Raw genomic sequence first — 21,305 nt, forward strand, 5'->3', positions numbered from 1 at the left:
CGGGGAAAGTGCAGCTCTACAGGCGTGGCTGCGGTTCCCGGGAAGGTGCGGGCGGCGGGCCGGGCGCGCGGGTCAGGCGGTGGTGAGGGACTGGCCCGCGGCGGAGACGAGCTTCGGAAGATCAGCGGGGCGTACGGCCGTCAGCGGCAGCGCGCTGCCGTCGGTGAGCACCGCGACCACGCGCTTGTCGCCGTCCGCGCGCAGCTCGCTGACCTCCGGCCAGAGCACGATGCGGCTGCCCAGCAGGGCGCGCACGCGCAGCCCGTTCGGGTTGACGTCGGTGCCGGCCCGCCACGCCCAGATCGCGACGGCGACCGGCACGACCAGGACCAGCGGCCAGAACCCGCCCTGCGCGGCGAGCGGGATGCCGCCGAGCGCGGCGATCAGGGCGGCGACGCTGGCGGCGGCGGGGTGTCGGAAGCGGGTCACCCGGCGATTGTTCCACGTAGTCTGTTGTGTCGGACGTCACGGGCATACTGGCCGGCGACGTACGGTGACCTTCGTTCACCGAAGTGACTCCTGAGACAGAAGCGAGGTCGACGATGACCGTTCTGCTGCTCATAGGCACCGCCAAGGGGCTGTTCCTGGCCCGCCGCGACCGGGTCGGGGACTCGTGGGACGTCTCCGTGCCCCAGTTCCCGATGACCGCGGTGTACTCCGTCGGCATCGACACCCGCCGCGCCACGCCCCGCCTGCTGGCCGCGGTGGACAGCTCGCACTTCGGCCCCAGCGTGGCGACCAGCGACGACCTCGGCGCGTGCTGGCGCGAGCCCGATCACGCCCCGGTCGCGTTCCCGCAGGACACCGACACCGCGCTCGGCCGGGTGTGGGCGCTGCAGCCCGGCGCGGCCGCCGAGCCCGACGTGGTCTGGGCCGGCACCCAGCCGTCGGCGCTGTTCCGCTCCACCAACGGCGGCATGTCGTATGAGCTGGTCCGCAGCCTGTGGGACCACCCGCAGCGCACCGAGTGGGGCGAGGGCTTCGGCGGCCAGGCGATCCACACGATCCTGCCGCACCCGACCGACCCGCAGCGGGTGCTGGTGGCGATGTCCACCGGCGGCGTCTACCGGACCACTGACGGCGGCGCGACGTGGCACCCGTCCAACAGCGGCATCCGGGTCAGCTTCATGCCCGACCCGTTCCCCGAGTTCGGCCAGTGCGTGCACAAGGTGGCCCGCGACGGCGAGGACCCCGAGCGCCTCTACCTGCAGAACCACCACGGCGTGTACCGCTCCGACGACGACGGGCAGACCTGGTCTTCCATCGCGGACACCCTGCCCAGCGACTTCGGCTTCCCGATCGTGGCGCACCCGCGCCGCGGCGGCACCGCGTGGAACTTCCCGCTGAGCGCCGACGCGCTGCGCTTCCCCGTCGACGCGAAATGCCGCGTCTTCCGCACCACCGACGCGGGCAAGACATGGGCGCCGCTGTCGTACGGCCTGCCCACCGCGCCGTTCTACCCGTCCGTGCTGCGCGACGCGATGACCGTGGACAACGGCGACCCGGTCGGGGTCTACTTCGGCACCCGCACCGGCGAGGTCTTCGCCAGCGCCGACGAGGGCGACAGCTGGGCGCTGGTCGCCGCGCACCTGCCCGACGTGCTGTGCGTGCGGGCGGTCCGGCTCTGATGGTCACCGTGCTGGTGCCGGGCGCGCTGCGGACCGAGGTCGGCGGCGAGTCCCGGCTGGAGGTGGCGGCGGGCGGTACGCTGCGCGCGGTGCTCGACGAGGTGGACCAGCGCTGGCCCCGCCTCGGCCGACGCATCCGCGACGAGCGCGGCGAACTGCGCCGATACGTCAACGTGTACGTCGACGGAGAGGACTGCCGGGTGCTGTCAGGTCAGGAGACGCCGGTCGTGGGTGGCGCGGAGGTGCAGGTGCTGCCGAGTGTCGCGGGCGGCAGCGTGGCCGAGGAGGCGCCGGTGCTCGACGGCGACCGCATCCTCGCCGACAACTTCGCGCCCTGGGTGCGCGAGCTGGGGCTCACCGTCGAGGAGACCGGCGCCGACTGGGCCACGCTGCGGCTGCCCTGGTCGGACCGGCTCGCCCGGGAGGGCGGCGCGCTGAGCGGGCAGGCCCTGATGGCGGCGGCCGACACCGCCACGGTGATCGCGATCAGCGCGGCCCGCGGCGGCTTCGTGCCGATGACCACGGTGCAGCTGTCGACCACCTTCCAGCGTCCCGTGCTCGGCAGCGACGTGCTGGTCACCGCCCGGCTCACCAAGCTCGGCCGCTCGATGGCCTTCGCCGACATCGCCATGACCGCGAAGGGCCAGCTCGTGGCCCAGGCCACCACGGTGTACGCCCTGCTCTGACCGACCCGCGTGAGGACGGTCAGAGCAGGTCGGACCAGAAGGGGATCAAGGCTGGGGCGGGTTCGCCGTCGGAGCCCGCAAGGCCGAACTCGCGCCGCAGGTAGGCGGCGAGGTCGTTGCCGTACACGATGACGTCGGTCTGCATGACGGAGAGCACGGGCAGGCCGGGCTCGGGCAGCGCGGGCGCGTAGCGGTGGCCGTACACCGGGACCAGGCGGGGCGCCTCGGTCAGGTGGCGGTGGGCCACGGCCAGCGCGAACGCGGTGCGCGAGGGGCGCTCGCCCCACGACGGGTGCCAGTAGCCGTTCTCCTGCACGTCGAACAGCACCCCGTCGATCGGGGCGGCGAGCCTTTCGCGCAGCTCGTCGGGGTCGCCGTCGCGCCAGTCGGGCCAGCGGGAGCCCTCGGGCAGGCCGGTGGCGAGCAGGGTGCGGTGGTCCGGGTTGAACGTGAAGCCGAACCGCCGCTCCAGGTCCGTGAACTCCCGCGCGTCCAGCGGGTCGGCCACCGTCACCGGCAGCGCCCCGAGCAGGTCACGCGCGGTCGCCGCGGACAGAGCCATGGCCCGATCCTAAGCCGCGCGCACCGGCGGCGGCCCGGACCGGCAGCACCAGGCGGGTGGCGTCAGGCGGTGGCCGGGGGTGCGGTGCTGCCGCGGGGGATGAGCTGGGGGGTGGTGTCCTGGAAGCTGCGGGTCTCGGCGCCGTCGAGGATCTTCAGGAGCTGCTCGGCGGCGTGGCCGCCGTACGCGGCGATGTCGCGGCTCACCGCGGACAGCTGCGGGTGCAGCAGCTGGCAGAGCGGGGAGTCGTCCCAGGCCACGATGGACAGCTGCTGCGGCACCGCGATGCCCATCTCGTGCGCGACGCCGAGCCCGGCCACGGCCATGGTGTCGTTGTCGTACACGATCGCGGTGGGCGAGGGCCGCCGGGACAGCAGCGCCCGCGTCGCGCGAGCGCCCTCCTCGCCGGTGTAGTCGGTGTACACGGTGGTCACGTCGGTGAGGCCGACCCGGTCGGCGGCGTCGGCCACGGCCTGCCCGCGCACCGAGGTGTGCCACAGGTCGGCCAGGCCCGCGACCCGGGCCACCCGGCGGTGCCCGAGCGCGGCCAGGTACTCGACCACCGCGGTGGTGACGGCGACCTCGTCGCTCCATACGCCGGGCAGCGTGCCCAGCCCGTGCGGGCCGCCGATGACCACGCACGGCATGTTCAGCTCCTCCAGCAGCGCCACCCGCGGGTCGTCGCGGCGCAGGTCGACGACGATCACGCCGTCCACCCGCCGCTGCGCCCACCAGCGCCGGTACGTCGCCATCTCGCGCTCGCGGTCCTCGGTGACCTGGAGCAGCAGGCTGACGTCGCGGGCGGACAGGGTGGCCTCGATGCCCGAGATGAGCTGCATGAAGAACGACTCGATGCCCAGCGTGCGGGCGGGCCGGTCGACGATCATGCCGAGCACGCCGGTGCGGCCGTCGGACAGGGCGCGGGCCGCGCTGCTCGGGTGCCAGCCGAACTGCTCGGCCACGGCGAGGATGCGCCGGCGGGTCTCCTCCGACACGCCCGGACGGCCGTTGAGGGCGTAGGAGACGGCGCCCTTGGACACCCCGGCGGCGCGGGCGATGTCGGCGATGGTTACCCGCTTCATATGAGCTCCAGCTGCCATTTCGAACGAGCGGGCTCCGCCCGTGCTGAACAGTTCAGCACGAACGGAGCTCCGATCACAGGTCTCAGTCGGTGTATCCCGGCATCGGGAAGCCCTTCAGCAGGTCACGCACCTCGCCCGCGATCCGCTCGACGGTGGCCTGGTCGTCCTTGACCGCGGCGGTGACGGCCGCGTCGATCCACGCGGCGACCAGGGCCATGTGCGGCTCGGTCAGGCCCCGGGTGGTGAGCGCGGCGGTGCCGAGCCGGATGCCGGACGGGCTCCACGGCTTGCGCGGGTCGTACGGCACCGTGTTGAAGTTCAGCTCGATCCCGGCCGCGTCCAGCGTCTTCGCGGCCGGTCTGCCCTCGACGCCCCTGCTGGTCAGGTCGATGAGCAGCAGGTGGTTGTCGGTGCCGCCGGAGACCAGGTCGAAGCCCCGGTCGGTCAGTGCCGCCGCGAGCGCCTTGGCGTTCGCGACGACCTGGTGGGCGTACGCGGTGAAGGACGGCTGCGCCGCCTCGTGCAGCGCGACGGCGATGCCCGCCGTGGTGTGGTTGTGCGGGCCGCCCTGCAGGCCGGGGAAGACGGCCTTGTCGATCGCGGTGGCGTGCTCGGCGCTCGCCATGATCATGGCGCCGCGCGGGCCGCGCAGGGTCTTGTGCGTGGTGGTGGTGACGACGTCGGCGTGGCCGACCGGCGACGGGTGCGCCCCGCCCGCGATCAGGCCGGCGATGTGCGCGATGTCGGCGACCAGGACGGCGTCCACCTCGCGCGCGATGGCGGCGAAGGCGGGGAAGTCGATGGTGCGCGGGATCGCCGTACCCCCGCAGAAGATCATCTTGGGTCGCTCGGCCAGCGCGATGTCGCGGACCAGGTCCATGTCGACGCGCCCGGTGTCCCGGCCCACGGTGTAGTGCACCGGCCGGAACCACTTCCCGGTCGCCGACACCGGCGAGCCGTGCGTCAGATGCCCGCCCTGCGCCAGCTCCAGCGACAGGAACGTGTCACCCGGCGTCATGAAGGCCAGGTAGGCGGCCAGGTTCGCGGGCGACCCGGAGTAGGTCTGCACGTTGGCGTGCGCCGCCCCGAACAGCGCCTTGGCCCGCTCGATCGCCAGCGTCTCGATCTGGTCGCAGAACTGCTGCCCCTCGTAGTACCGCCTGCCCGGATACCCCTCGGAGTACTTGTTGTTCAGCACCGTGCCGCAGGCCTCCAGCACCGCGGCCGACACGTAGTTCTCCGACGCGATCATCCGCAGCTTGTCGTGCTGCCGCCGCGCCTCCCCCTCCACCAGCGCGGCCAGCGCCGGATCGGCGGCGGTCAGATGAGACAGTTTCGGCTCGTGCATACGCGCCATCCTATGCCCGCCATGATCACCCCAACCCACCCCCCTTTTCCGGGTTGATCATGAACTTATGGACGTGCTGGACGGCGTGTCGCCACCCCGGTGCCGTGATCACCGCGCGGGCGGCAGGCGGGTGAGAATGGGCGCATGGCTGTCCGAGCCCTCCTGACGTGGACACGCCGGTCGGCCGTGAACTGGAGGTTCACGGCCGACCGGCGTGAGGGAGCCATCCCGCGGGGGCGGAGCCTACGCGGGGGCTGGGAGATCTACGGGACGCGGCGGTATGCGCCGTCGCTCGCGCTGGTGGCCATCGACGCGTACGCCCGCAGCGCGGCGCTCACCGGGCGCTGCCGGTCCACCGGCGTGTACGGTTTTTCCCGCTTGTCCTGAAGGATACGCCTCTCCGCGAGCACCGCGTCGGGCACGTCCAGCACCAGCGAGCGCGCCGGGATGTCGATGGCGATGGTGTCGCCGTTCTCGACGAGCGCGATCAGGCCGCCCCCGGCCGCTTCGGGCGAGATGTGCCCGATGGACAGGCCACTGGTGCCGCCGGAGAAACGCCCGTCGGTGATCAGCGCGCAGGCCTTGCCCAGGCCCCGGCCCTTCAGGAACGAGGTCGGGTAGAGCATCTCCTGCATGCCGGGGCCGCCGCGCGGCCCCTCGTAGCGGATGACGACCACGTCACCGGCGACGATCTCGCCGCCCAGGATCGCGGTGACCGCGTCGTCCTGCGACTCGTACACCTTGGCCGGTCCGGTGAAGCGCAGGTTCTCCTCGGCGACGCCGGCGGTCTTGACCACCGCGCCGTCCGGGGCCAGGTTGCCGAACAGGATGGCCAGGCCGCCGTCGGCGGAGTAGGCGTGCGCGACGTCCCGGATGCACCCGTTGGCCGCGTCGGTGTCCAGGGTGGACCACACGTTCTCGGTGCTGAACGGCTGGGTGGTGCGCACCCCGCCGGGCGCGGCGTGGAACAGCCGCTCCGCCTCGGGCAGCGTGCTGCCGCTGCGGATGTCCCAGTCGGACAGCCAGCTCGCCAGGTCCGGCGCGTGGACCGCGTGCACATTGGTGTGCAGCATGCCGCCGCGGTTCAGCTCACCGAGCAGGGCAGGGATGCCGCCGGCCCGGTGCACGTCCTCCATGTGGTACTGCTGGCTGTTCGGGGCGACCTTGGCCAGGCACGGCACCCGCCGGGAGACGGCGTCGATGTCGGCCACGCCGAAGTCCAGCTCTGCCTCGCGGGCCGCGGCCAGCAGGTGCAGCACCGTGTTGGTGGAGCCGCCCATGGCCACGTCGAGCGCGACGGCGTTCTCGAACGCCTCGCGGGTCGCGATGGCGCGCGGCAGCACCGACGCGTCGTCGCCGTCGTAGTGCCGCCGGCACAGGTCCACGATCAGCTCGCCGGCCCGCTCGAACAGTGCCTTGCGGGCGGCGTGGGTGGCCAGCGTGGAGCCGTTGCCGGGCAGGGCCAGGCCGATCGCCTCAGTGAGGCAGTTCATCGAGTTCGCGGTGAACATGCCGGAGCAGGAGCCGCAGGTCGGGCACGCCGAGCGCTCGATCTGGCCGAGCTGCTCGTCGCTGACCGCGTCGTTGGAGGCGGCGATCATCGCGTCGATCAGGTCCAGCTTGGTGTGCACCACGCCCTCGACGGCGACGGTCTTGCCGGCCTCCATCGGGCCGCCGGAGACGAACACCGTGGGGATGTTCAGGCGCAGCGCGGCCAGCAGCATGCCGGGCGTGATCTTGTCGCAATTGGAGATGCACACCAGCGCGTCGGCGCAGTGCGCGTTCACCATGTACTCGACCGCGTCGGCGATCAGCTCGCGGCTGGGCAGCGAGTAGAGCATGCCGCCGTGGCCCATCGCGATGCCGTCGTCCACGGCGATGGTGTTGAACTCGCGGCCCACGCCGCCCGCCCGCGCGACCGAGTCGGCGACCAGGCCGCCGAGGTCCTTGAGGTGTACGTGCCCCGGGACGAACTGGGTGAAGCTGTTCGCGATGGCGACGATGGGCTTGCCGAAGTCGTCGTCGGTCATACCGGTGGCGCGCCACAGCGCTCGGGCGCCGGCCATGGTGCGACCATGAGTGGAGGTGCGGGAACGCAGCTCGGGCATGTCGTAAGTGTGTCACTCGTCCGGGAGCGCGCCCAGCTCAGCACCGCCGTGTCCACAAGCCGGGACGCGGCGAGGGTGGGAATGTCGCACAAGGTGTCTCGCTTTGTTCTCTGCGCTGCGGCAGAGTGGTTGACGTGGACCTCCCCCCGGGGCTCGCGACAGCCGTACTGGCGAGCGTGTTGACCGCTGTGCCCGCGGTCTGGGCACTGGCGAAGAATCGGTTGGTCGACCAGCACGGCCTGGTCGTCCGGGCGAACCGGCTCTGCGCCGGTGCGCTGATGGTGTACGCCCTTGCCGCCCCGGTCGCGTGGCTGCACACGGCCGGCTGGCCGGCTGGCTGGGATGAGCGGATCGGCAGCCGCATCGTGCTCGGCGGGCTGCTCGGCCTGCCCGCGTCCATCGCGGCGCTGCTGCTGGTGGCGGCCCTGCTGGAGATAACCGACCAGGTGGTCGGCGACGGGGCGCGGCTGCGCCTGATGCTCGAATCGCTGATGGTGGCCTCCGGCCTGTTCATCGTGGTGTGGACGTTCCTGCTCGCGCCGGACAAGCCGGGCCATCACGCGCTGCCCGGTGCCTGCGTGCCCGTGCTGGTCGCGGCGGTGCTGTGCTGCGTGGTGCTGGGGTTGAGCACGGTGCTGGTGGTGCGCGCCCAGCCGTGGCGCGGCCCGCTGCTGCGGCACTGCGCGGGAGCGGGGCTGCTCGCCCTGGGCATGACCGGGGTCGCGGGCGGCGCCTGCTACGGCACCGGCGCGGCGGTGCTGGTGAGCGCGCTGGCCATCCCGGCCGGCGCGGGCCTGTGGTTCATCGGGCCGCCCCCGCCGCCGCGGGTCAGCGACGCCGAGTCGGTGTCGCCCAGCTCGGGCCTGGCCACCGGGCTGGCGCCGGTGCTGGCCATCTCGCTGGTGGCCGTGGACGGCTACTCCCGCAACACCGGCATCGAGCTGGTGACCGCCCTGGTCGGCATCCTCAACGGCTTCTTCATGGTCGGCAGGCAGTACCTGGCCATCGTCGACGTGCGGCGGGCCAACAACCGGCTGGCCGAGAGCGAGTCGCACTTCCGCGAGCTGGCCCACACCGACCCGCTGACGGGCCTGGCCAACCGGCGCGGCCTGCTGCGCACCATGTATCTCGACGCCGCGGGCGGGCCGCCGTGCGTGCTGCTCACGCTGGACCTGGACGGCTTCAAGAACGTCAACGACATGCGCGGCCACGACGTCGGCGACGCGGTGCTGATCGAGGTCGGCCAGCGGCTGCGGCTCAACCTGCGCCCCGGCGATCTCGCCGCGCGCCTGGGCGGCGACGAGTTCGCGGTGCTCATGTGGAGCCGCCCGGCCGAGGCGGCGAAGGTCGCCCAGCGGCTGCTCGCGGTGCTGTCCCGGCCGTACCAGCACGGCGCGGCGGACATCTTCCTGTCCGCGAGCATCGGCCTGGCCGGGTGCGGCGCGGCCGACGACATCCCGACCCTGCTGCGCAACGCCGACCTCGCCCTGCGCGCGGCCAAGCAGCGCGGCAAGAACCGGGTCGAGCTCTACGACGAGGTGTACGACCGGCAGCTGCGCCGCCGCACCGCGATCGAGCACGAGCTGCGCGGCGCGATCGAGCGCCAGGAGCTGTCGCTGGCGTACCAGCCGGTGGTGGCCCTGCCCTCGACCCGCCCGGTGGGCGCCGAGGCGCTGATCCGCTGGAAGCACCCCGAGCTGGGCCAGGTCGGCCCGCTGGAGTTCATCCCGATCGCCGAGGAGACCGGCCAGATCGAGGTCATCGGCGCGTGGGTGCTGGACCAGGCCTGCCGCCAGCTGTCGCGCTGGGTGCAGGAGGGCTACGACGTCTGGGTGTCGGTCAACATCTCGCCGCGCGAGCTGCACTCCACCAGGTACGTCACCGGGGTGAAGGACGTGCTGCGCAGGCATCGGGTGCCGCCGTCGCGGCTGGTCCTGGAGGTGACCGAGCACGCCGTGGCCACCGACCTGGACGAGTTCCGGCGCACCCTGGACGCGCTGCGCGCGCTCGGCGTACGCATCGCGCTGGACGACTTCGGCGCGGGCTACTCGTCGCTGCGGCAGCTGCGCAACATGCCGGTGGACATCCTGAAGATCGACCGTGACCTGGTCATCGACGGGCCGACCGACCACCTGCCCGGCGCGCCGATGGTGGACGTGGTGGTCCGCCTCGGCCAGCGCCTGGGCCTGCAGGTCATCGCCGAGGGCATGAGCGATCCGCAGCATCGCCGCCTGGTCGAGGCCACGGGCTGCCCGTACGGCCAGGGCCAGCTCTTCGGCATGGGCGTGCCGGCCGAGCACCTGGAGGCGCGGCTGGCCGCGTCGGCCTCGGGCGCGCCCAAGGCACTGCCCGCGGCACCGCCCCGCCCGGCGGCGAACGGCACGCCGGTGCCGCCCGCCGCGGGCAAGCTGGGGCAGCCGCTGAACGGCCTGAACGTGGGACGGCACGACACGGTCGTCCCAACATCCGGGAGTAGTTGACTCATCGGCTGAGATGCGCCAAGCTAAGCCCATGTCGACCTCTCGGTCTGCCCGAGTACTTACCTGAGCGCACTCTCAGCCTGACGAGAGTGCGCTAGCCCCCGTGCGTTAACTGCACGAGGGCTTTTTTGTTGGACGGCAGCCGACGTGAACCTTCCCGATGCCAAAGGTGATCTGACATGACCAGACCCAGCCCGGAGACACTGGCCCAGCGGGCCGCGGCGCAACGGTCCGCGCCCCCCGCCGCCACCAGCGCACAGTCCGCCCCGGTCGCGGTGACCGGCGCGCAGAGCCTCGTCAAGTCGCTGGAGGCGCTCGGGGTCGAGGTGGTCTTCGGCATTCCCGGGGGCGCGATCCTGCCCGCGTACGACCCGCTGTTCGACTCGAAGCTGCGCCACATCCTGGTGCGCCACGAGCAGGGCGGCGGCCACGCGGCCACCGGCTACGCCCAGGCCACCGGCAAGGTCGGGGTCTGCATGGCGACGTCCGGGCCGGGCGCCACCAACCTGGTCACCCCGATCGCCGACGCCTACATGGACTCGGTGCCGCTGGTGGCGATCACGGGCCAGGTGGCCCGGCCGGCCATCGGCACGGACGCCTTCCAGGAGGCCGACATCCAGGGCATCACCCTGCCCATCACCAAGCACAACTTCCTGGTGCAGGCCGCCGAGGACCTGCCCCGGGTGCTGGCCGAGGCGTTCCACCTGGCCGCCACCGGCCGCCCCGGCCCGGTCCTGGTCGACATCCCGAAGGACGTGCTGCAGGCGCAGACCACGTTCAGCTGGCCGCCCGCGCTGGACCTGCCCGGCTACCGGCCCACGCTGCACCCGCACGGCAAGCAGATCCGCGAGGCCTCCCGCCTGATCATGGCGGCGAAGCGGCCGGTGTTCTACGTCGGCGGCGGCGTGCTCAAGGCGCAGGCCACCGAGGTGCTGCGGGAGCTGGCCGAGCTGACGGGCATCCCGGTGGTCACCACGCTGATGGCCCGTGGCGCGTTCCCCGACTCGCACGCCCAGCACGTCGGCATGCCCGGCATGCACGGCACGGTGTCGGCGGTGTACGCGCTGCAGCGCAGCGACCTGCTGATCACGCTGGGCGCGCGGTTCGACGACCGGGTCACCGGCAAGCTGGACAGCTTCGCCCCGGACGCGCAGGTGATCCACGCCGACATCGACCCGGCCGAGATCGGCAAGAACCGCCACGCGGACGTGCCGATCGTGGGCGACGTCAAGCACGTGATCGAGGAGCTGATCACCGCGCTGAAGGGCGAGACCCACCCGGCCCGGGACGAGTGGTGGGCGCAGCTCAACGACCTGCGCACCCGCTACCCGCTGGGCTGGGAGGAGCCGGAGGACGGCACCCTCGCGCCGCAGTATGTGATCAAGCGGCTGGGCGAGATCGCCGGCCCGGACGCGGTCTACGTCGCGGGCGTGGGGCAGCACCAGATGTGGGCCAGCCAGTTCATCTCGTACGAGAAGCCGGCCACCTGGCTCAACTCGGGCGGCCTGGGCACCATGGGCTACGCGGTCCCGGCCGCGATGGGCGCCAAGGTGGCCCGGCCCGACGCGGTGGTCTGGGCGATCGACGGCGACGGCTGCTTCCAGATGACCAACCAGGAGCTGGCCACCTGCGCGCTGGAGGGCATCCCGATCAAGGTGGCCGTCATCAACAACGGCAACCTCGGCATGGTCCGGCAGTGGCAGACGCTGTTCTACAACGAGCGCTACTCCAACACCGACCTGGGCACGCACAAGCACCGCATCCCCGACTTCGTGAAGCTCGCCGAGGCGCTGGGCTGCATCGGCATGCGCTGTGAGTCGGCCGAGGACGTCGACAAGACCATCGAGGCCGCGATGGCGATCAACGACGCGCCCGTGGTCATCGACTTCGTGGTGGGCAAGGACGCGATGGTGTGGCCGATGGTGGCCGCCGGCACCAGCAACGACGAGATCATGTTCGCCCGGGGCGTGCGCCCGACGTTCGACGAGGATGACATCTGATGAGTAAGCACACGCTGTCCGTGCTCGTCGAGAACAAGCCCGGTGTGCTGGCCCGGGTCGCGGGGCTGTTCTCCCGGCGGGGGTTCAACATCGACTCGCTGGCGGTGGGGGAGACCGAGCACCCCGAGGTGTCCCGCATCACGGTGGTCGTCAACGCCGACGAGCAGCCGCTGGAGCAGGTCACCAAGCAGCTGAACAAGCTGGTGAACGTGCTCAAGATCGTGGAGCTGGAGCCGTCCACCGCGGTGCAGCGCGAGCTGCTGCTGGTCAAGGTCCGGGCGGACCGGCCGGTGCGCTCGCAGGTGCTGGAGACGGTCGAGCTGTTCCGGGCCAAGGTCGTGGACGTGGCCCCCGACGCGCTGACCATCGAGGCGACGGGCACCGCCGAGAAGCTCGACGCGCTGCTGCGCGACCTGGAGCCGTACGGCATCAAGGAGATGGTGCAGTCCGGCCTGGTCGCCATCGGCCGCGGCTCCCGCAGCATCACCGCCAACCCCGCCCTGCGCCTGGCCGCCTGACCACCCGTTGCCCCGGGACGGGGCAAGACGATCACTTAGTGGGACGCGGTACGGCCGCGGACCGGAGCGCGGCAGCCGAGGGCGAAGATGCCGGGGCGCCGCGAGCGACCTGAGAGGGAACGAGAATGGTTGAGATCTTCTACGACGACGATGCGGACCTGTCGGTCATCCAGGGCCGCAAGGTCGCGGTGATCGGGTACGGCAGCCAGGGGCACGCGCACGCGCTGTCGCTGCGCGACTCGGGCGTCGACGTGCGCGTCGGCCTCAAGGAGGGCTCGAAGAGCCGGGCCAAGGCCGAGGAGCAGGGCCTGCGGGTCGTCACGCCGGCCGAGGCGGCGGCCGAGGCCGACGTCATCATGATCCTGGCGCCGGACACCGCGCAGCGCTTCATCTACGCCGAGTCCATCGCGCCGAACCTGACCTCGGGCAAGGCGCTGTTCTTCGGCCACGGCTTCAACATCCGCTACGGCCTGATCACCCCGCCGGCGGACGTGGACGTCGCGATGGTCGCCCCGAAGGGCCCCGGCCACCTGGTGCGCCGCCAGTACGTCGACGGCAAGGGCGTGCCCTGCCTGATCGCCATCGAGCAGGACGCCACCGGCGGCGCGCAGGCGCTGGCGCTGTCCTACGCCAAGGCGATCGGCGGCAGCCGGGCCGGTGTCATCAAGACCACGTTCAAGGAGGAGACCGAGACGGATCTCTTCGGCGAGCAGGCGGTCCTCTGCGGCGGCGCGTCCGCGCTGGTCCAGGCCGGGTTCGAGGTGCTCACCGAGGCGGGCTACGCGCCCGAGGTGGCCTACTTCGAGTGCCTGCACGAGCTGAAGCTGATCGTGGACCTGATGTACGAGGGCGGCATCGCCCGGATGCGGTACAGCGTCTCCGACACCGCCGAGTACGGCGACGTCACCCGCGGCCCGCGCGTCGTCGACGCCCGGGTCAAGGAGGAGATGAAGCGCATCCTCGGCGAGATCCAGAACGGCGAGTTCGCCCGCGAGTGGGTCGCCGAGGACGACAACGGCCGCCCGAACTTCACCAAGCTGCAGGAGCAGGGTGCCGTGCACCCGATCGAGGAGACCGGCGCCAAGCTGCGGGCCATGATGAGCTGGGTCGACCGGCCGATCACCGAGACCGCCTGATCTTTCCTCTCCCATACCGTCCAGCCGCCGAACCATGCGGCCTGGGCCTACCGGGCCGTGCCAGGAGACCCCTGGTCACGGCCCGGTTTCTATGTTTTCGCGGCTTTCGCCGCGACGACCCCGCCGCCGCTGCTCCCGGCCCCGGTTGACCGGTTAACGAGTCGGGCGGAAACGGACTGAGCAGCACGAACGTGAGTACCGTCACGGCGCCGGTTCGGCGTGCGAAGCCCGGCCGAACCCGTAGCATCGCGTGGGTAGGGGCCCGAAGCGCAGTGCGGCGGTCCGGGCTTGTGAGGTCATCCAACTCTCTCCGTGAGGCAAGCTGTGACTCCCGTCGTTCTCATCGCCGAAGAACTCGCTCCCGCCGCGCTCGACGTGCTCGCGCACGACTTCGACGTGCGCCACGTGGACGGCACGGACCGGGCGGCGCTGCTTGCCGCGCTGGCCGACGCCGACGCCGTGATCGTGCGGAGCGCCACCCAGATCGACGCGGAGGCCATCGCCGCCGCGCCGCGCCTGAAGGTCGTCGCCCGTGCCGGCGTCGGGCTCGACAACGTCGAGGTGCCCGCCGCCACCGCCCGTGGCGTCATGGTCGTGAACGCGCCGACCTCCAACATCGTCTCGGCCGCCGAGCAGGCCATCGCGCTGCTGCTCGCGGTCGCCCGCAACACCGCCTCGGCCTCCTCGGCGCTGAAGAACGGCGAGTGGAAGCGCTCGAAGTACACCGGTGTCGAGCTGCAGGGCAAGACCGTCGGCGTGGTCGGCCTCGGCCGCATCGGTGTGCTGTTCGCGCAGCGCATCGCCGCCTTCGGCACCCGCCTCATCGCGTACGACCCGTACGTGCAGCCGGCCCGCGCCGCGCAGCTCGGGGTCCGCCTGGTGGGCCTGGAGGAGCTGCTGCGGGAGAGCGACTTCATCTCGATCCACCTGCCGAAGACCCCGGAGACCGTGGGCCTCATCGGCGCCAAGGAGCTCCAGCTGGTCAAGCCCGAGGTGCGGATCGTCAACGCCGCCCGCGGCGGGCTGATCGACGAGGAGGCGCTGGCCGACGCGCTGGCCGAGGGCCGGGTCGCCGGCGCCGGCATCGACGTGTACCTCAAGGAGCCGTGCACCACCTCGCCGCTGTTCCAGTTCGACAACGTGGTGGCCACCCCGCACCTGGGCGCCTCGACCCACGAGGCGCAGGACAAGGCCGGTCTCGCGGTCGCCAAGAGCGTCAAGCTGGCGCTGCAGGGCGAGTTCGTGCCCGACGCGGTGAACGTCCAGGCCGGCGGCGTGGTCGCCGAGGAGGTGCGGCCGCTGCTGCCGCTGGCGGAGAAGCTGGGCAAGGTCTTCACCGCCGTCGCCGGTGGCGTGGCCGCCGGGGTCACCGTCGAGGTGCGCGGCGAGATCGTCAACCAGCACGACGTGTCGGTGCTGAAGCTGGCCGCCAGCAAGGGCCTGTTCAGCCCGATCGTGGAGGAGCAGGTCACCTACGTCAACGCGCCGCTGATCGCGGCCGACCGCGGCGTCGAGATCGACCTGACCACCAACCCCGAGGTCAACGAGCACAAGAACCTGGTGACGGTACGCGGCGCGCTGCCCGACGGGCGCACCGTCTCGGTCGCCGGCGCGGTGGTCACCCACGGCCTGCGCGAGCAGCTGAAGCTCACCGAGCTGGACGGCTTCGACCTGGAGCTGGACGCCGAGGGCAACCTGCTGTTCTTCCGCTACCAGGACCGGCCCGGCGTGGTCGGCGCGGTCGGCACCGTGCTCGGCGCGGTCGGAGTGAACATCGCGGCGATGCAGGTGGCCCGGCGTGAGGCCGGCGGCGAGGCGCTGATGACGCTGACCGTCGACTCGCCGGTCCCGGCGGACCTGCTGCAGCGCGCCGCCGAGAACATCGGCGCGGGCTCGGTCAGCGCCGTCGATCTCACCGATGAGTGAGCGGACGCTTGCGTAGCGTGGTGTCTGCTGGGTAACCTGCTGGGGTGTCCACTGCGGACACGCCCGTTACGCGGGGACGGACGGGTCTTCGGGTGACTCCACCCGTCACGCGTGCCGAGCAGCCAAGCTGGCAATGCCGGCCCGGTGAGCTGTTTGCCGCAGCTCACCGGGCCGGTTGCTGTCTGCGGGGCAGCACCGCTTGCGCTGCTGCTTCATCATGATCGCCATGCGCCTCCCCTGGTTCTCCCTGCCGAAGCGGGTACGCGAGGCAGCCCGCAGCGTTGACCGCGAGGATCCGCATCCCGACCCGGCCGTACAGGAAGCAGCACAGGTCTGGGCGCGTCTGACCCGGCTCGGGTTCGCGGCCGCAGCCCTCACCTGCTACGCCGCCGGTGTGTCCGGTGCCTTCTTCGAGGATCTGCCCCGGCTGATGTTGCTGATCCTGTTTGTCAGTCTCCTGTCAGCGTGCGGTGAGCTGTTCGCCAGGCAGTTGCGCGCGCAGGCCGTCGCGTTGGCACAGTGGCCCGCGATGGCGGGGCGCGACGAGTCGCCACCCACGCCGGTCCGAATGCGGTCGGCCAACCCCTGGACCGTCCGGTCTGCCATCGGGCTGACGCTCTTTCCCCACGATGACCGCGGTCTACCTGCTGGAGCAGGGCGACTTCCTGCCCGACCCCGACGTGGGCGGGTTCTTCATGTCACTCGCCGCCATCATCGTGGTCCTCGGCGTGCTCCTCGACCTGTTCGCGTTGCTGTGGTTCCTTTCCTGCCTGCACGACGTTTGGCGCGGTCTGCGGCGTCGGACCCACGTGGAGATCGATCGCGACGGCGTCCGGCTGCCCATTCGCAACCTGTGGATTTCCTGGGACAACGTGGTCGAGGTGATTGCCGCGGGGGACGTGGTGGCACTGCGCCTGCGAGACCCCGGGCGGGTGTGGCCCGGCGAGTGGATGCCGATCTGGCGGCGCCTGGGCCGGCGGTACGCCGACCCGCCAGACCGGGTGCAGGTGAGTGTCTGGGAGGTGCGCGGAGCGCTGTACCCGGCATACCGCGCGGCGCTCGCCTTCCACGCCGAGTCGGTGGCCGGATCATGATCACCAATTGGCTCACCTGGTTCTCCCTGCCGAAGCAGACGCGCGCGGCAGCCCGCGCCGCCGGTGCGCGAGCGCCGCATCCTGATCCGGCCGTGCAGGAGGCGATTCAGGTCCGAGCCCGCCTGTACGGCGCGGCCGTCCTGCTTGTGGGCCTGGCCGCGTACGTGGTCGGCATGCCCAGCCTCTTCACCGACGACCTTCCGGAGATCGCGTCCTCCGTTGGATTCGTAGTCCTTTTCGTCACCAGCTCCGAGTTGCGAACCCTCCGCACCGCGGCCTGGACGGCGGCGGTGGTGCAGTGGCCCGCGATGGCGGCCCGCGCGGCAGGGCCGCCGGAACGGGTCCGACTGCGGCCGGCCCAGCCGTGGGACATCGGATCCGTGCTGGGCCTCACCTTCCTGCCGGTGGGCGTCCTGGCTGCCGTGCACGACCCGGACGGCTTGCCGCACGTCGTCAGCGATCCGAGTCGCTTGGGCGGCTGGCTCGCGTGGTCGTTCTCGGCCGTGTGGCTCCTCGTCGTGGCTGTCGCCGGACTGGCGACACTGGTGTGGTTCCTGATCGGCCTGCGCGATGTGTGGCGGAGCCTGCGCCGGGTCGCTTGTCTCGAGGTCGGTCGCGACGGTGTCCGCCTGCCGCTCCGCAACCTCCGGGTGTCCTGGGCCGACGTCGCAGAGGTGACCGCAGGTCCGGAGGAGGACCCGGCCGCCTTCGGGCTGCGCCTGTGTGATCCCCCTCAGGCGCGGCGTGGCGAGCGGTTGCCGCTGTGGCGCCGCCTGACCGGGAGCCATCCCGACCCGCCGGAGTTGTTGCTGATCCGGATGTCCGAGGCGCGCGGGGACCTGTTCCCGGCGTACCGGGCGGCGCTCGCCTTCCACGCCGAGTCCGTGGCCGGCCCGGCCAAGGCGGCCACGGCATGAACAACGTGCGACCGCCGTGGATCTCGCTGCCGAAGGCCGTGCGGGTCGCGGCCCGTGCCGCACGTGCCGATCGGCCGCATGCCGACCCGGCCGTCCAGGAGGCGCTGCAGGTCCGGGCGCGTCTCTACCGGGCGGCCGCCGCGACCGCCGGCCTGGGTTTCTACTCGCTCCTTGCGCTGCGGCTCTTCCAGGCGCCGCTGCGGCCGGAGCTGTTCGTGCCGTACGCCGCGCTGTTCTGGGCCGACAGCAAGCTCGGTGAGGTGTACCGCCGGGTCAGAACGCAGGCCGTTGCGCAGTGGCCCGGCCTAGCCGCGCGTGCCGCCGGACCACCCTCGCCGGTCCGGTTGCGCCCGCCCGCCCTGTGGTACTCGGGGACGATCGTGGGCGTCGGCGCCTTTCCCGTGCTGCTGACTGCATTGATGCACCAGCCGGACTGGTTCTACTCGGACGACGTGACCTTCGGCGACCTGGGCGACGGCCTGAAGTCGGTGTTCTCACTGCTCTTCAGCGGCTTCATGTGGGTCTTGGTCGCGGCGTCGCTGGTCTGGTTCGTGTTCACGGCCGGGTCTGTCCGGCGGCGGCTGCGGCACCGGACCTGCCTGGAGGTCGATCACACGGGCGTTCGGCTACCCGCCCGCCGCCTGCGACTGTCCTGGGCCGACATCGCCGAGATCGCGATCTGGCCCAGGGTCAAGCCGCAGGGGATGGCGCTGCGGCTGCATGACCCCACCTCGGCGGTGCGGGGGAGCGGAATCGGCCGGCTGTGGCGGCGGCTTCGCCCGTCGAGGCCGCCCGCTCGGCCGTCCCCGTGGGTCGTGATCGACGTGTCGGACGTCCGCGGCGAGCTATACCCGGCATACCGCGCCGCGCTGGCCTTTCACCACGCCGCCGTCGGCGCGGCCGAAGACCGGGCTGCGGAGACGGCCCGGTAGGGGCGAAGCCTGAGCCCGGCCGCGAGAGGTCGGCCAGGTCCAGGAGAGCTGTCAGCGTTTCGCGGCGGTGGTCCCGGCGTCGAGGAATTCGCCCACCGGGCCGACGACGAGCGGATCGCCGAGGATGCGGCGGTGTCCCAGCCCGCTGGTGATCTCCAGCCGCGATCCCGGGTATGCCGCGTGCAGGCGCTGCGCGTGGTCGACGGACACCACGTCGTCGTCGGTGTCGTGCACGATCAGCAGCGGCACCTGGAGCGCCTCGGGCTCGAAGGTGCTGGAAAACCGCTCCCACAGGTCCGGGACGCCGATGTCGCGGACCGACCGGACACGCAGGTAGGCGGCGAGCGACGGCCGCAGCCGCAGTTGCCGGGTGAACTCGGTGACCAGGTGGTCGAACTCGGCTGGGCCGCTCACGGCGACGAGGCGCTCGGCCCGCACCCCCACGCGCAGGGCGTGGAAGGCGCAGGGCACCCCGAACGAGTGCGCGACGATCGCGGCGAACGTGCCGTGCCGCTCCTGCAGCATCCGGATGATCCGCTCGTACTGCAGCAGGTTCGTCGATTGGCCGCCGGAGTCGCCGTGGCCCGGCGCGTCGAAGGCGATCGGGCTGTAGCCGCGGTCGAGCAGGTCGGTGACCAGCCCGGCGAAGCGGGAGCCTCGCGAACTCCAGCCGTGCACCAGCAGCACCGGCCGCGCGCCGTCACCCCAGGCGTAGGCGGCGACCGGGACGCCGTCAAGGTTCAGCTGCGAGCGCACGGCGGCCGCGTGCACGGCCTGCTCGCGGGGATGCACGGGAGCCCGGCCGGTGGGGCGGAAGAAGAGCGTGTAGGCCAGGCGGCGGCCCAGGGGCGGGGCGAGCAGAGCCGTGGCGTTGACGAGGCGTCCGGTGAGGAGGATCGCTGCCTTCATGCCCGGAGGCTAGCAACAAATAAGAACGACCGGTCGGTTAGTTAGGTCACAGAGGTGATGATCCGGCCGCGTGCGGCCGGTTCGTGGCAGCATTCCGGCATGAGTGAATCGCCCCAGACGGAGATCGTCATCGCGCCGGTCGGTTTCGAGCACCTGCGCCAGGTCCTGGACCTCGGCTACCGGGTCTTCGACACGACCGTCAAGCCGTACACCTCATGGTCCCTGACGGCCGTGGCGGAGCATCTGGACAGCGGGGACAGCGCCTGCTGGGTGGCGCTGGACGGGACGGCGGTGGTCGGCTTCGTGCTGGGCTCGCAGACGTTCGAGCTGCGCGACGACTGGGGCTATCTGGAGTGGATCGCGGTGGACCCGGCCTACCAGGGCCGGGGCATCGCGGGCAGGCTGGTCAACGCGTGCTGCGAGGCCCTGTTCGCGGGCGGGGCCAGCCGGGTCGTGACCGACGTCGAGGCGACGAACAACGCGTCGGCCACGCTGATGTCGCGCAACGGCTTCGCCCCGGCGGTGACGGTGACCCTGTTCGTCCGCAGCAGTCAGCCCGACGCCGACCCCGGCCGGGCCGTGCGCGGCGTCTCCAAGCGCCCCCTCATCCGCAGCGGCCGCCTCCTCGGCGACCACCGCAACCCGTGACGCCCCGCTCGGTGATCACGGTCGCAGGGTCGGGACACGCCGCCGAACACGTCCCCAAGTTCATGATCGACCCGGTTGGCGGGTCCCGGCATGTGGAACGGGTGTACCGTTGGGTGGGAGCGGGGCTTAACGTTCGGTAGAACAGTGGACATGGGTGTTGCTGAGGAGCGGGCTGGTATGCGCATCGCGGTCGTGGCGGGGGACGGGATCGGCACCGAGGTGGTGGCCGAGGGCCTCAAGGTGCTCGACGCGGTGCTGCCGGGCGTGGAGACCACGGCCTACGACCTCGGCGCGGCGCGTTACCACCGCACGGGTGAGGTGTTCCCCGACTCGGTGCGTGACGAGCTCGCGCAGCACGACGCGATCCTGCTGGGTGCGGTCGGCGACCCGAGCGTGCCGCCGGGTGTGCTGGAGCGCGGGCTGCTGCTGAAGCTGCGCTTCGACTTCGACCAGTACGTCAACCTGCGCCCGTCGCGGCTGTGGCCGGGCACGACCGGCCCGCTGGGCGGGGTGAAGCCGGGCGAGATCGACTTCGTGGTGGTGCGCGAGGGCACCGAGGGCCTGTATACGGGCGCCGGCGGCGGCCTGCACCGGGGCACCCCGGCGGAGATCGCCACCGAGGAGAGCCTGAACACCCGGCACGGCGTGGAGCGGGTCATCCGCGACGCGTTCGAGCGGGCCGGCAAGCGCGCCCGCCGTAAGGTCACCATGGTGCACAAGACCAACGTGCTGACCCACGCGGGCGGTCTCTGGGCGCGGACCTTCGCCGAGGTGGCCAAGGAGTTCCCCGACATCGCCACCGAATACCAGCACGTCGACGCGGCGGCCATGTTCATGGTGACCAACCCGCAGCGCTACGACGTGATCGTCACCGACAACCTGTTCGGCGACATCCTGACCGACATCGCGGCCGCCGTCACGGGTGGCATCGGCCTGGCCGCGAGCGGCTGCATCAACCCGACCCGGGCGTTCCCGTCGATGTTCGAGCCGGTGCACGGCTCCGCGCCGGACATCGCGGGCCAGGGCAAGGCCGACCCGGTCGCGGCGATCCTGTCGGTGGCGCTGTGCCTGGAGCACCTGGGCCACACCGACGAGGCTCGCAAGATCGAGGAGGCCGTCGCCACCGAGCTCTCCGGGCGCACCGGCGAGCCCATTCGCACCGCCGAGGTCGGCGACCGGGTATCCGTACTCGTAGCATGACCCCGCACGAACCCCGGTCCGTGCGGTGACCGGGGCGGGTGCGTACAAACTGCCTTAGGTCATCGGCCGGGCTGGGGATGAACGACCGTTAGAGGTAAGTTTTCCCCAGATCCCCGACTGATGGAGGGCAG

At 71.8% G+C, this 21,305-nt stretch carries 18 protein-coding genes; 12 read left to right on the top strand and 6 right to left on the bottom strand.

Going from position 1 to position 21,305, the window contains the following annotated elements:
• Window positions 1-72 precede the first annotated feature (72 nt).
• Window positions 73-429, bottom strand: coding sequence for a PH domain-containing protein (locus CS0771_RS11345; protein ID WP_203750993.1), 357 nt, complete (start codon window positions 427-429; stop codon window positions 73-75).
• Window positions 430-542: 113 nt separating this feature from the next.
• Here CS0771_RS11345 and CS0771_RS11350 point away from each other — a divergent pair, with 113 nt between their 5' ends.
• Together CS0771_RS11350 and CS0771_RS38665 are read left to right on the top strand one after the other, a co-directional pair.
• A complete protein-coding gene (locus CS0771_RS11350; RefSeq protein ID WP_212840946.1) occupies window positions 543-1,628 on the top strand; it encodes a glycoside hydrolase in 1,086 nt (361 codons plus the stop codon).
• Entirely contained in the window at window positions 1,628-2,314 is a 687-nt protein-coding gene (locus CS0771_RS38665) for a MoaD/ThiS family protein (protein ID WP_244870733.1), read from the top strand. Before CS0771_RS11350 ends, CS0771_RS38665 begins: the two co-directional genes overlap by 1 nt.
• Window positions 2,315-2,333: 19 nt before the next feature.
• Here the strand turns inward: CS0771_RS38665 and CS0771_RS11365 are convergent, their stop codons facing one another.
• The 4 genes from CS0771_RS11365 to ilvD form a co-directional block, all read right to left on the bottom strand.
• Window positions 2,334-2,876 carry a hypothetical protein gene (locus tag CS0771_RS11365; RefSeq protein ID WP_244870734.1) on the bottom strand — a complete coding sequence of 181 codons (543 nt, stop codon included), beginning with the start codon at window positions 2,874-2,876 and terminating at the stop codon, window positions 2,334-2,336.
• Window positions 2,877-2,938: 62 nt separating this feature from the next.
• Window positions 2,939-3,958 carry a LacI family DNA-binding transcriptional regulator gene (locus CS0771_RS11370; RefSeq protein ID WP_212840947.1) on the bottom strand — a complete coding sequence of 340 codons (1,020 nt, stop codon included), beginning with the start codon at window positions 3,956-3,958 and terminating at the stop codon, window positions 2,939-2,941.
• An 82-nt stretch (window positions 3,959-4,040) separates the two neighbouring features.
• On the bottom strand, window positions 4,041-5,306 hold the full coding sequence (gene glyA / locus CS0771_RS11375) for a serine hydroxymethyltransferase (protein WP_212840948.1): 1,266 nt from the start codon (window positions 5,304-5,306) through the stop codon (window positions 4,041-4,043).
• A gap of 263 nt (window positions 5,307-5,569) precedes the next feature.
• The gene (gene ilvD / locus CS0771_RS11380) at window positions 5,570-7,414 is read right to left on the bottom strand and encodes a dihydroxy-acid dehydratase (RefSeq protein ID WP_212840949.1); all 1,845 of its coding nucleotides are present in this window, start codon (window positions 7,412-7,414) and stop codon (window positions 5,570-5,572) included.
• A 134-nt stretch (window positions 7,415-7,548) separates the two neighbouring features.
• Between ilvD and CS0771_RS11385 the strand changes: the two genes are divergently transcribed.
• From CS0771_RS11385 to CS0771_RS11420, 8 genes are all read left to right on the top strand, one after another.
• A complete protein-coding gene (locus CS0771_RS11385; RefSeq protein ID WP_212840950.1) occupies window positions 7,549-9,894 on the top strand; it encodes a bifunctional diguanylate cyclase/phosphodiesterase in 2,346 nt (781 codons plus the stop codon).
• A gap of 179 nt (window positions 9,895-10,073) precedes the next feature.
• The gene (locus CS0771_RS11390) at window positions 10,074-11,894 is read left to right on the top strand and encodes an acetolactate synthase large subunit (protein ID WP_212840951.1); all 1,821 of its coding nucleotides are present in this window, start codon (window positions 10,074-10,076) and stop codon (window positions 11,892-11,894) included.
• Window positions 11,894-12,412, top strand: a complete 519-nt coding sequence (gene ilvN, locus CS0771_RS11395; RefSeq protein ID WP_144120461.1) for an acetolactate synthase small subunit — start codon at window positions 11,894-11,896, stop codon at window positions 12,410-12,412. The genes CS0771_RS11390 and ilvN overlap by 1 nt, the downstream gene beginning before the upstream one ends.
• A 125-nt stretch (window positions 12,413-12,537) precedes the next feature.
• Window positions 12,538-13,548, top strand: a complete 1,011-nt coding sequence (ilvC, locus tag CS0771_RS11400) for a ketol-acid reductoisomerase (protein ID WP_203751015.1) — start codon at window positions 12,538-12,540, stop codon at window positions 13,546-13,548.
• Between the two features lie 324 nt (window positions 13,549-13,872).
• Window positions 13,873-15,474, top strand: a complete 1,602-nt coding sequence (gene serA, locus CS0771_RS11405; RefSeq protein ID WP_203751018.1) for a phosphoglycerate dehydrogenase — start codon at window positions 13,873-13,875, stop codon at window positions 15,472-15,474.
• A 629-nt stretch (window positions 15,475-16,103) separates the two neighbouring features.
• A complete protein-coding gene (locus CS0771_RS11410) occupies window positions 16,104-16,568 on the top strand; it encodes a hypothetical protein (RefSeq protein WP_212840952.1) in 465 nt (154 codons plus the stop codon).
• On the top strand, window positions 16,565-17,485 hold the full coding sequence (locus CS0771_RS39410; RefSeq protein WP_212840953.1) for a hypothetical protein: 921 nt from the start codon (window positions 16,565-16,567) through the stop codon (window positions 17,483-17,485). Before CS0771_RS11410 ends, CS0771_RS39410 begins: the two co-directional genes overlap by 4 nt.
• Window positions 17,482-18,417 (top strand): hypothetical protein, encoded by a 936-nt coding sequence (locus tag CS0771_RS11420; RefSeq protein ID WP_212840954.1) that lies wholly within the window; start codon window positions 17,482-17,484, stop codon window positions 18,415-18,417. Before CS0771_RS39410 ends, CS0771_RS11420 begins: the two co-directional genes overlap by 4 nt.
• A 51-nt stretch (window positions 18,418-18,468) precedes the next feature.
• Here the strand turns inward: CS0771_RS11420 and CS0771_RS11425 are convergent, their stop codons facing one another.
• Window positions 18,469-19,326 (bottom strand): alpha/beta fold hydrolase, encoded by an 858-nt coding sequence (locus CS0771_RS11425; RefSeq protein ID WP_212840955.1) that lies wholly within the window; start codon window positions 19,324-19,326, stop codon window positions 18,469-18,471.
• A 99-nt stretch (window positions 19,327-19,425) separates the two neighbouring features.
• Between CS0771_RS11425 and CS0771_RS11430 the strand changes: the two genes are divergently transcribed.
• Together CS0771_RS11430 and CS0771_RS11435 are read left to right on the top strand one after the other, a co-directional pair.
• Window positions 19,426-19,974 carry a GNAT family N-acetyltransferase gene (locus CS0771_RS11430; protein WP_212840956.1) on the top strand — a complete coding sequence of 183 codons (549 nt, stop codon included), beginning with the start codon at window positions 19,426-19,428 and terminating at the stop codon, window positions 19,972-19,974.
• Between the two features lie 177 nt (window positions 19,975-20,151).
• On the top strand, window positions 20,152-21,174 hold the full coding sequence (locus CS0771_RS11435) for a 3-isopropylmalate dehydrogenase (protein WP_212845775.1): 1,023 nt from the start codon (window positions 20,152-20,154) through the stop codon (window positions 21,172-21,174).
• Window positions 21,175-21,305 lie beyond the last annotated feature (131 nt).

The sequence above is a fragment of the Catellatospora sp. IY07-71 genome (genome assembly GCF_018326265.1).
Lineage (GTDB): Bacteria > Actinomycetota > Actinomycetes > Mycobacteriales > Micromonosporaceae > Catellatospora.

Bases quoted from the DNA above. Each gene is read 5' to 3' on its own strand.
- CS0771_RS11350 (WP_212840946.1), top strand. From the start codon at position 543: ATGACCGTTCTGCTGCTCATAGGCACCGCCAAGGGGCTGTTCCTGGCC.
- CS0771_RS38665 (WP_244870733.1), top strand. From the start codon at position 1,628: ATGGTCACCGTGCTGGTGCCGGGCGCGCTGCGGACCGAGGTCGGCGGC.
- CS0771_RS11365 (WP_244870734.1), bottom strand. From the start codon at position 2,876: ATGGCTCTGTCCGCGGCGACCGCGCGTGACCTGCTCGGGGCGCTGCCG.
- CS0771_RS11370 (WP_212840947.1), bottom strand. From the start codon at position 3,958: ATGAAGCGGGTAACCATCGCCGACATCGCCCGCGCCGCCGGGGTGTCC.
- glyA (WP_212840948.1), bottom strand. From the start codon at position 5,306: ATGCACGAGCCGAAACTGTCTCATCTGACCGCCGCCGATCCGGCGCTG.
- ilvD (WP_212840949.1), bottom strand. From the start codon at position 7,414: ATGCCCGAGCTGCGTTCCCGCACCTCCACTCATGGTCGCACCATGGCC.
- CS0771_RS11390 (WP_212840951.1), top strand. From the start codon at position 10,074: ATGACCAGACCCAGCCCGGAGACACTGGCCCAGCGGGCCGCGGCGCAA.
- ilvN (WP_144120461.1), top strand. From the start codon at position 11,894: ATGAGTAAGCACACGCTGTCCGTGCTCGTCGAGAACAAGCCCGGTGTG.
- ilvC (WP_203751015.1), top strand. From the start codon at position 12,538: ATGGTTGAGATCTTCTACGACGACGATGCGGACCTGTCGGTCATCCAG.
- CS0771_RS11410 (WP_212840952.1), top strand. From the start codon at position 16,104: ATGACCGCGGTCTACCTGCTGGAGCAGGGCGACTTCCTGCCCGACCCC.
- CS0771_RS39410 (WP_212840953.1), top strand. From the start codon at position 16,565: ATGATCACCAATTGGCTCACCTGGTTCTCCCTGCCGAAGCAGACGCGC.
- CS0771_RS11420 (WP_212840954.1), top strand. From the start codon at position 17,482: ATGAACAACGTGCGACCGCCGTGGATCTCGCTGCCGAAGGCCGTGCGG.
- CS0771_RS11425 (WP_212840955.1), bottom strand. From the start codon at position 19,326: ATGAAGGCAGCGATCCTCCTCACCGGACGCCTCGTCAACGCCACGGCT.
- CS0771_RS11430 (WP_212840956.1), top strand. From the start codon at position 19,426: ATGAGTGAATCGCCCCAGACGGAGATCGTCATCGCGCCGGTCGGTTTC.
- CS0771_RS11435 (WP_212845775.1), top strand. From the start codon at position 20,152: ATGCGCATCGCGGTCGTGGCGGGGGACGGGATCGGCACCGAGGTGGTG.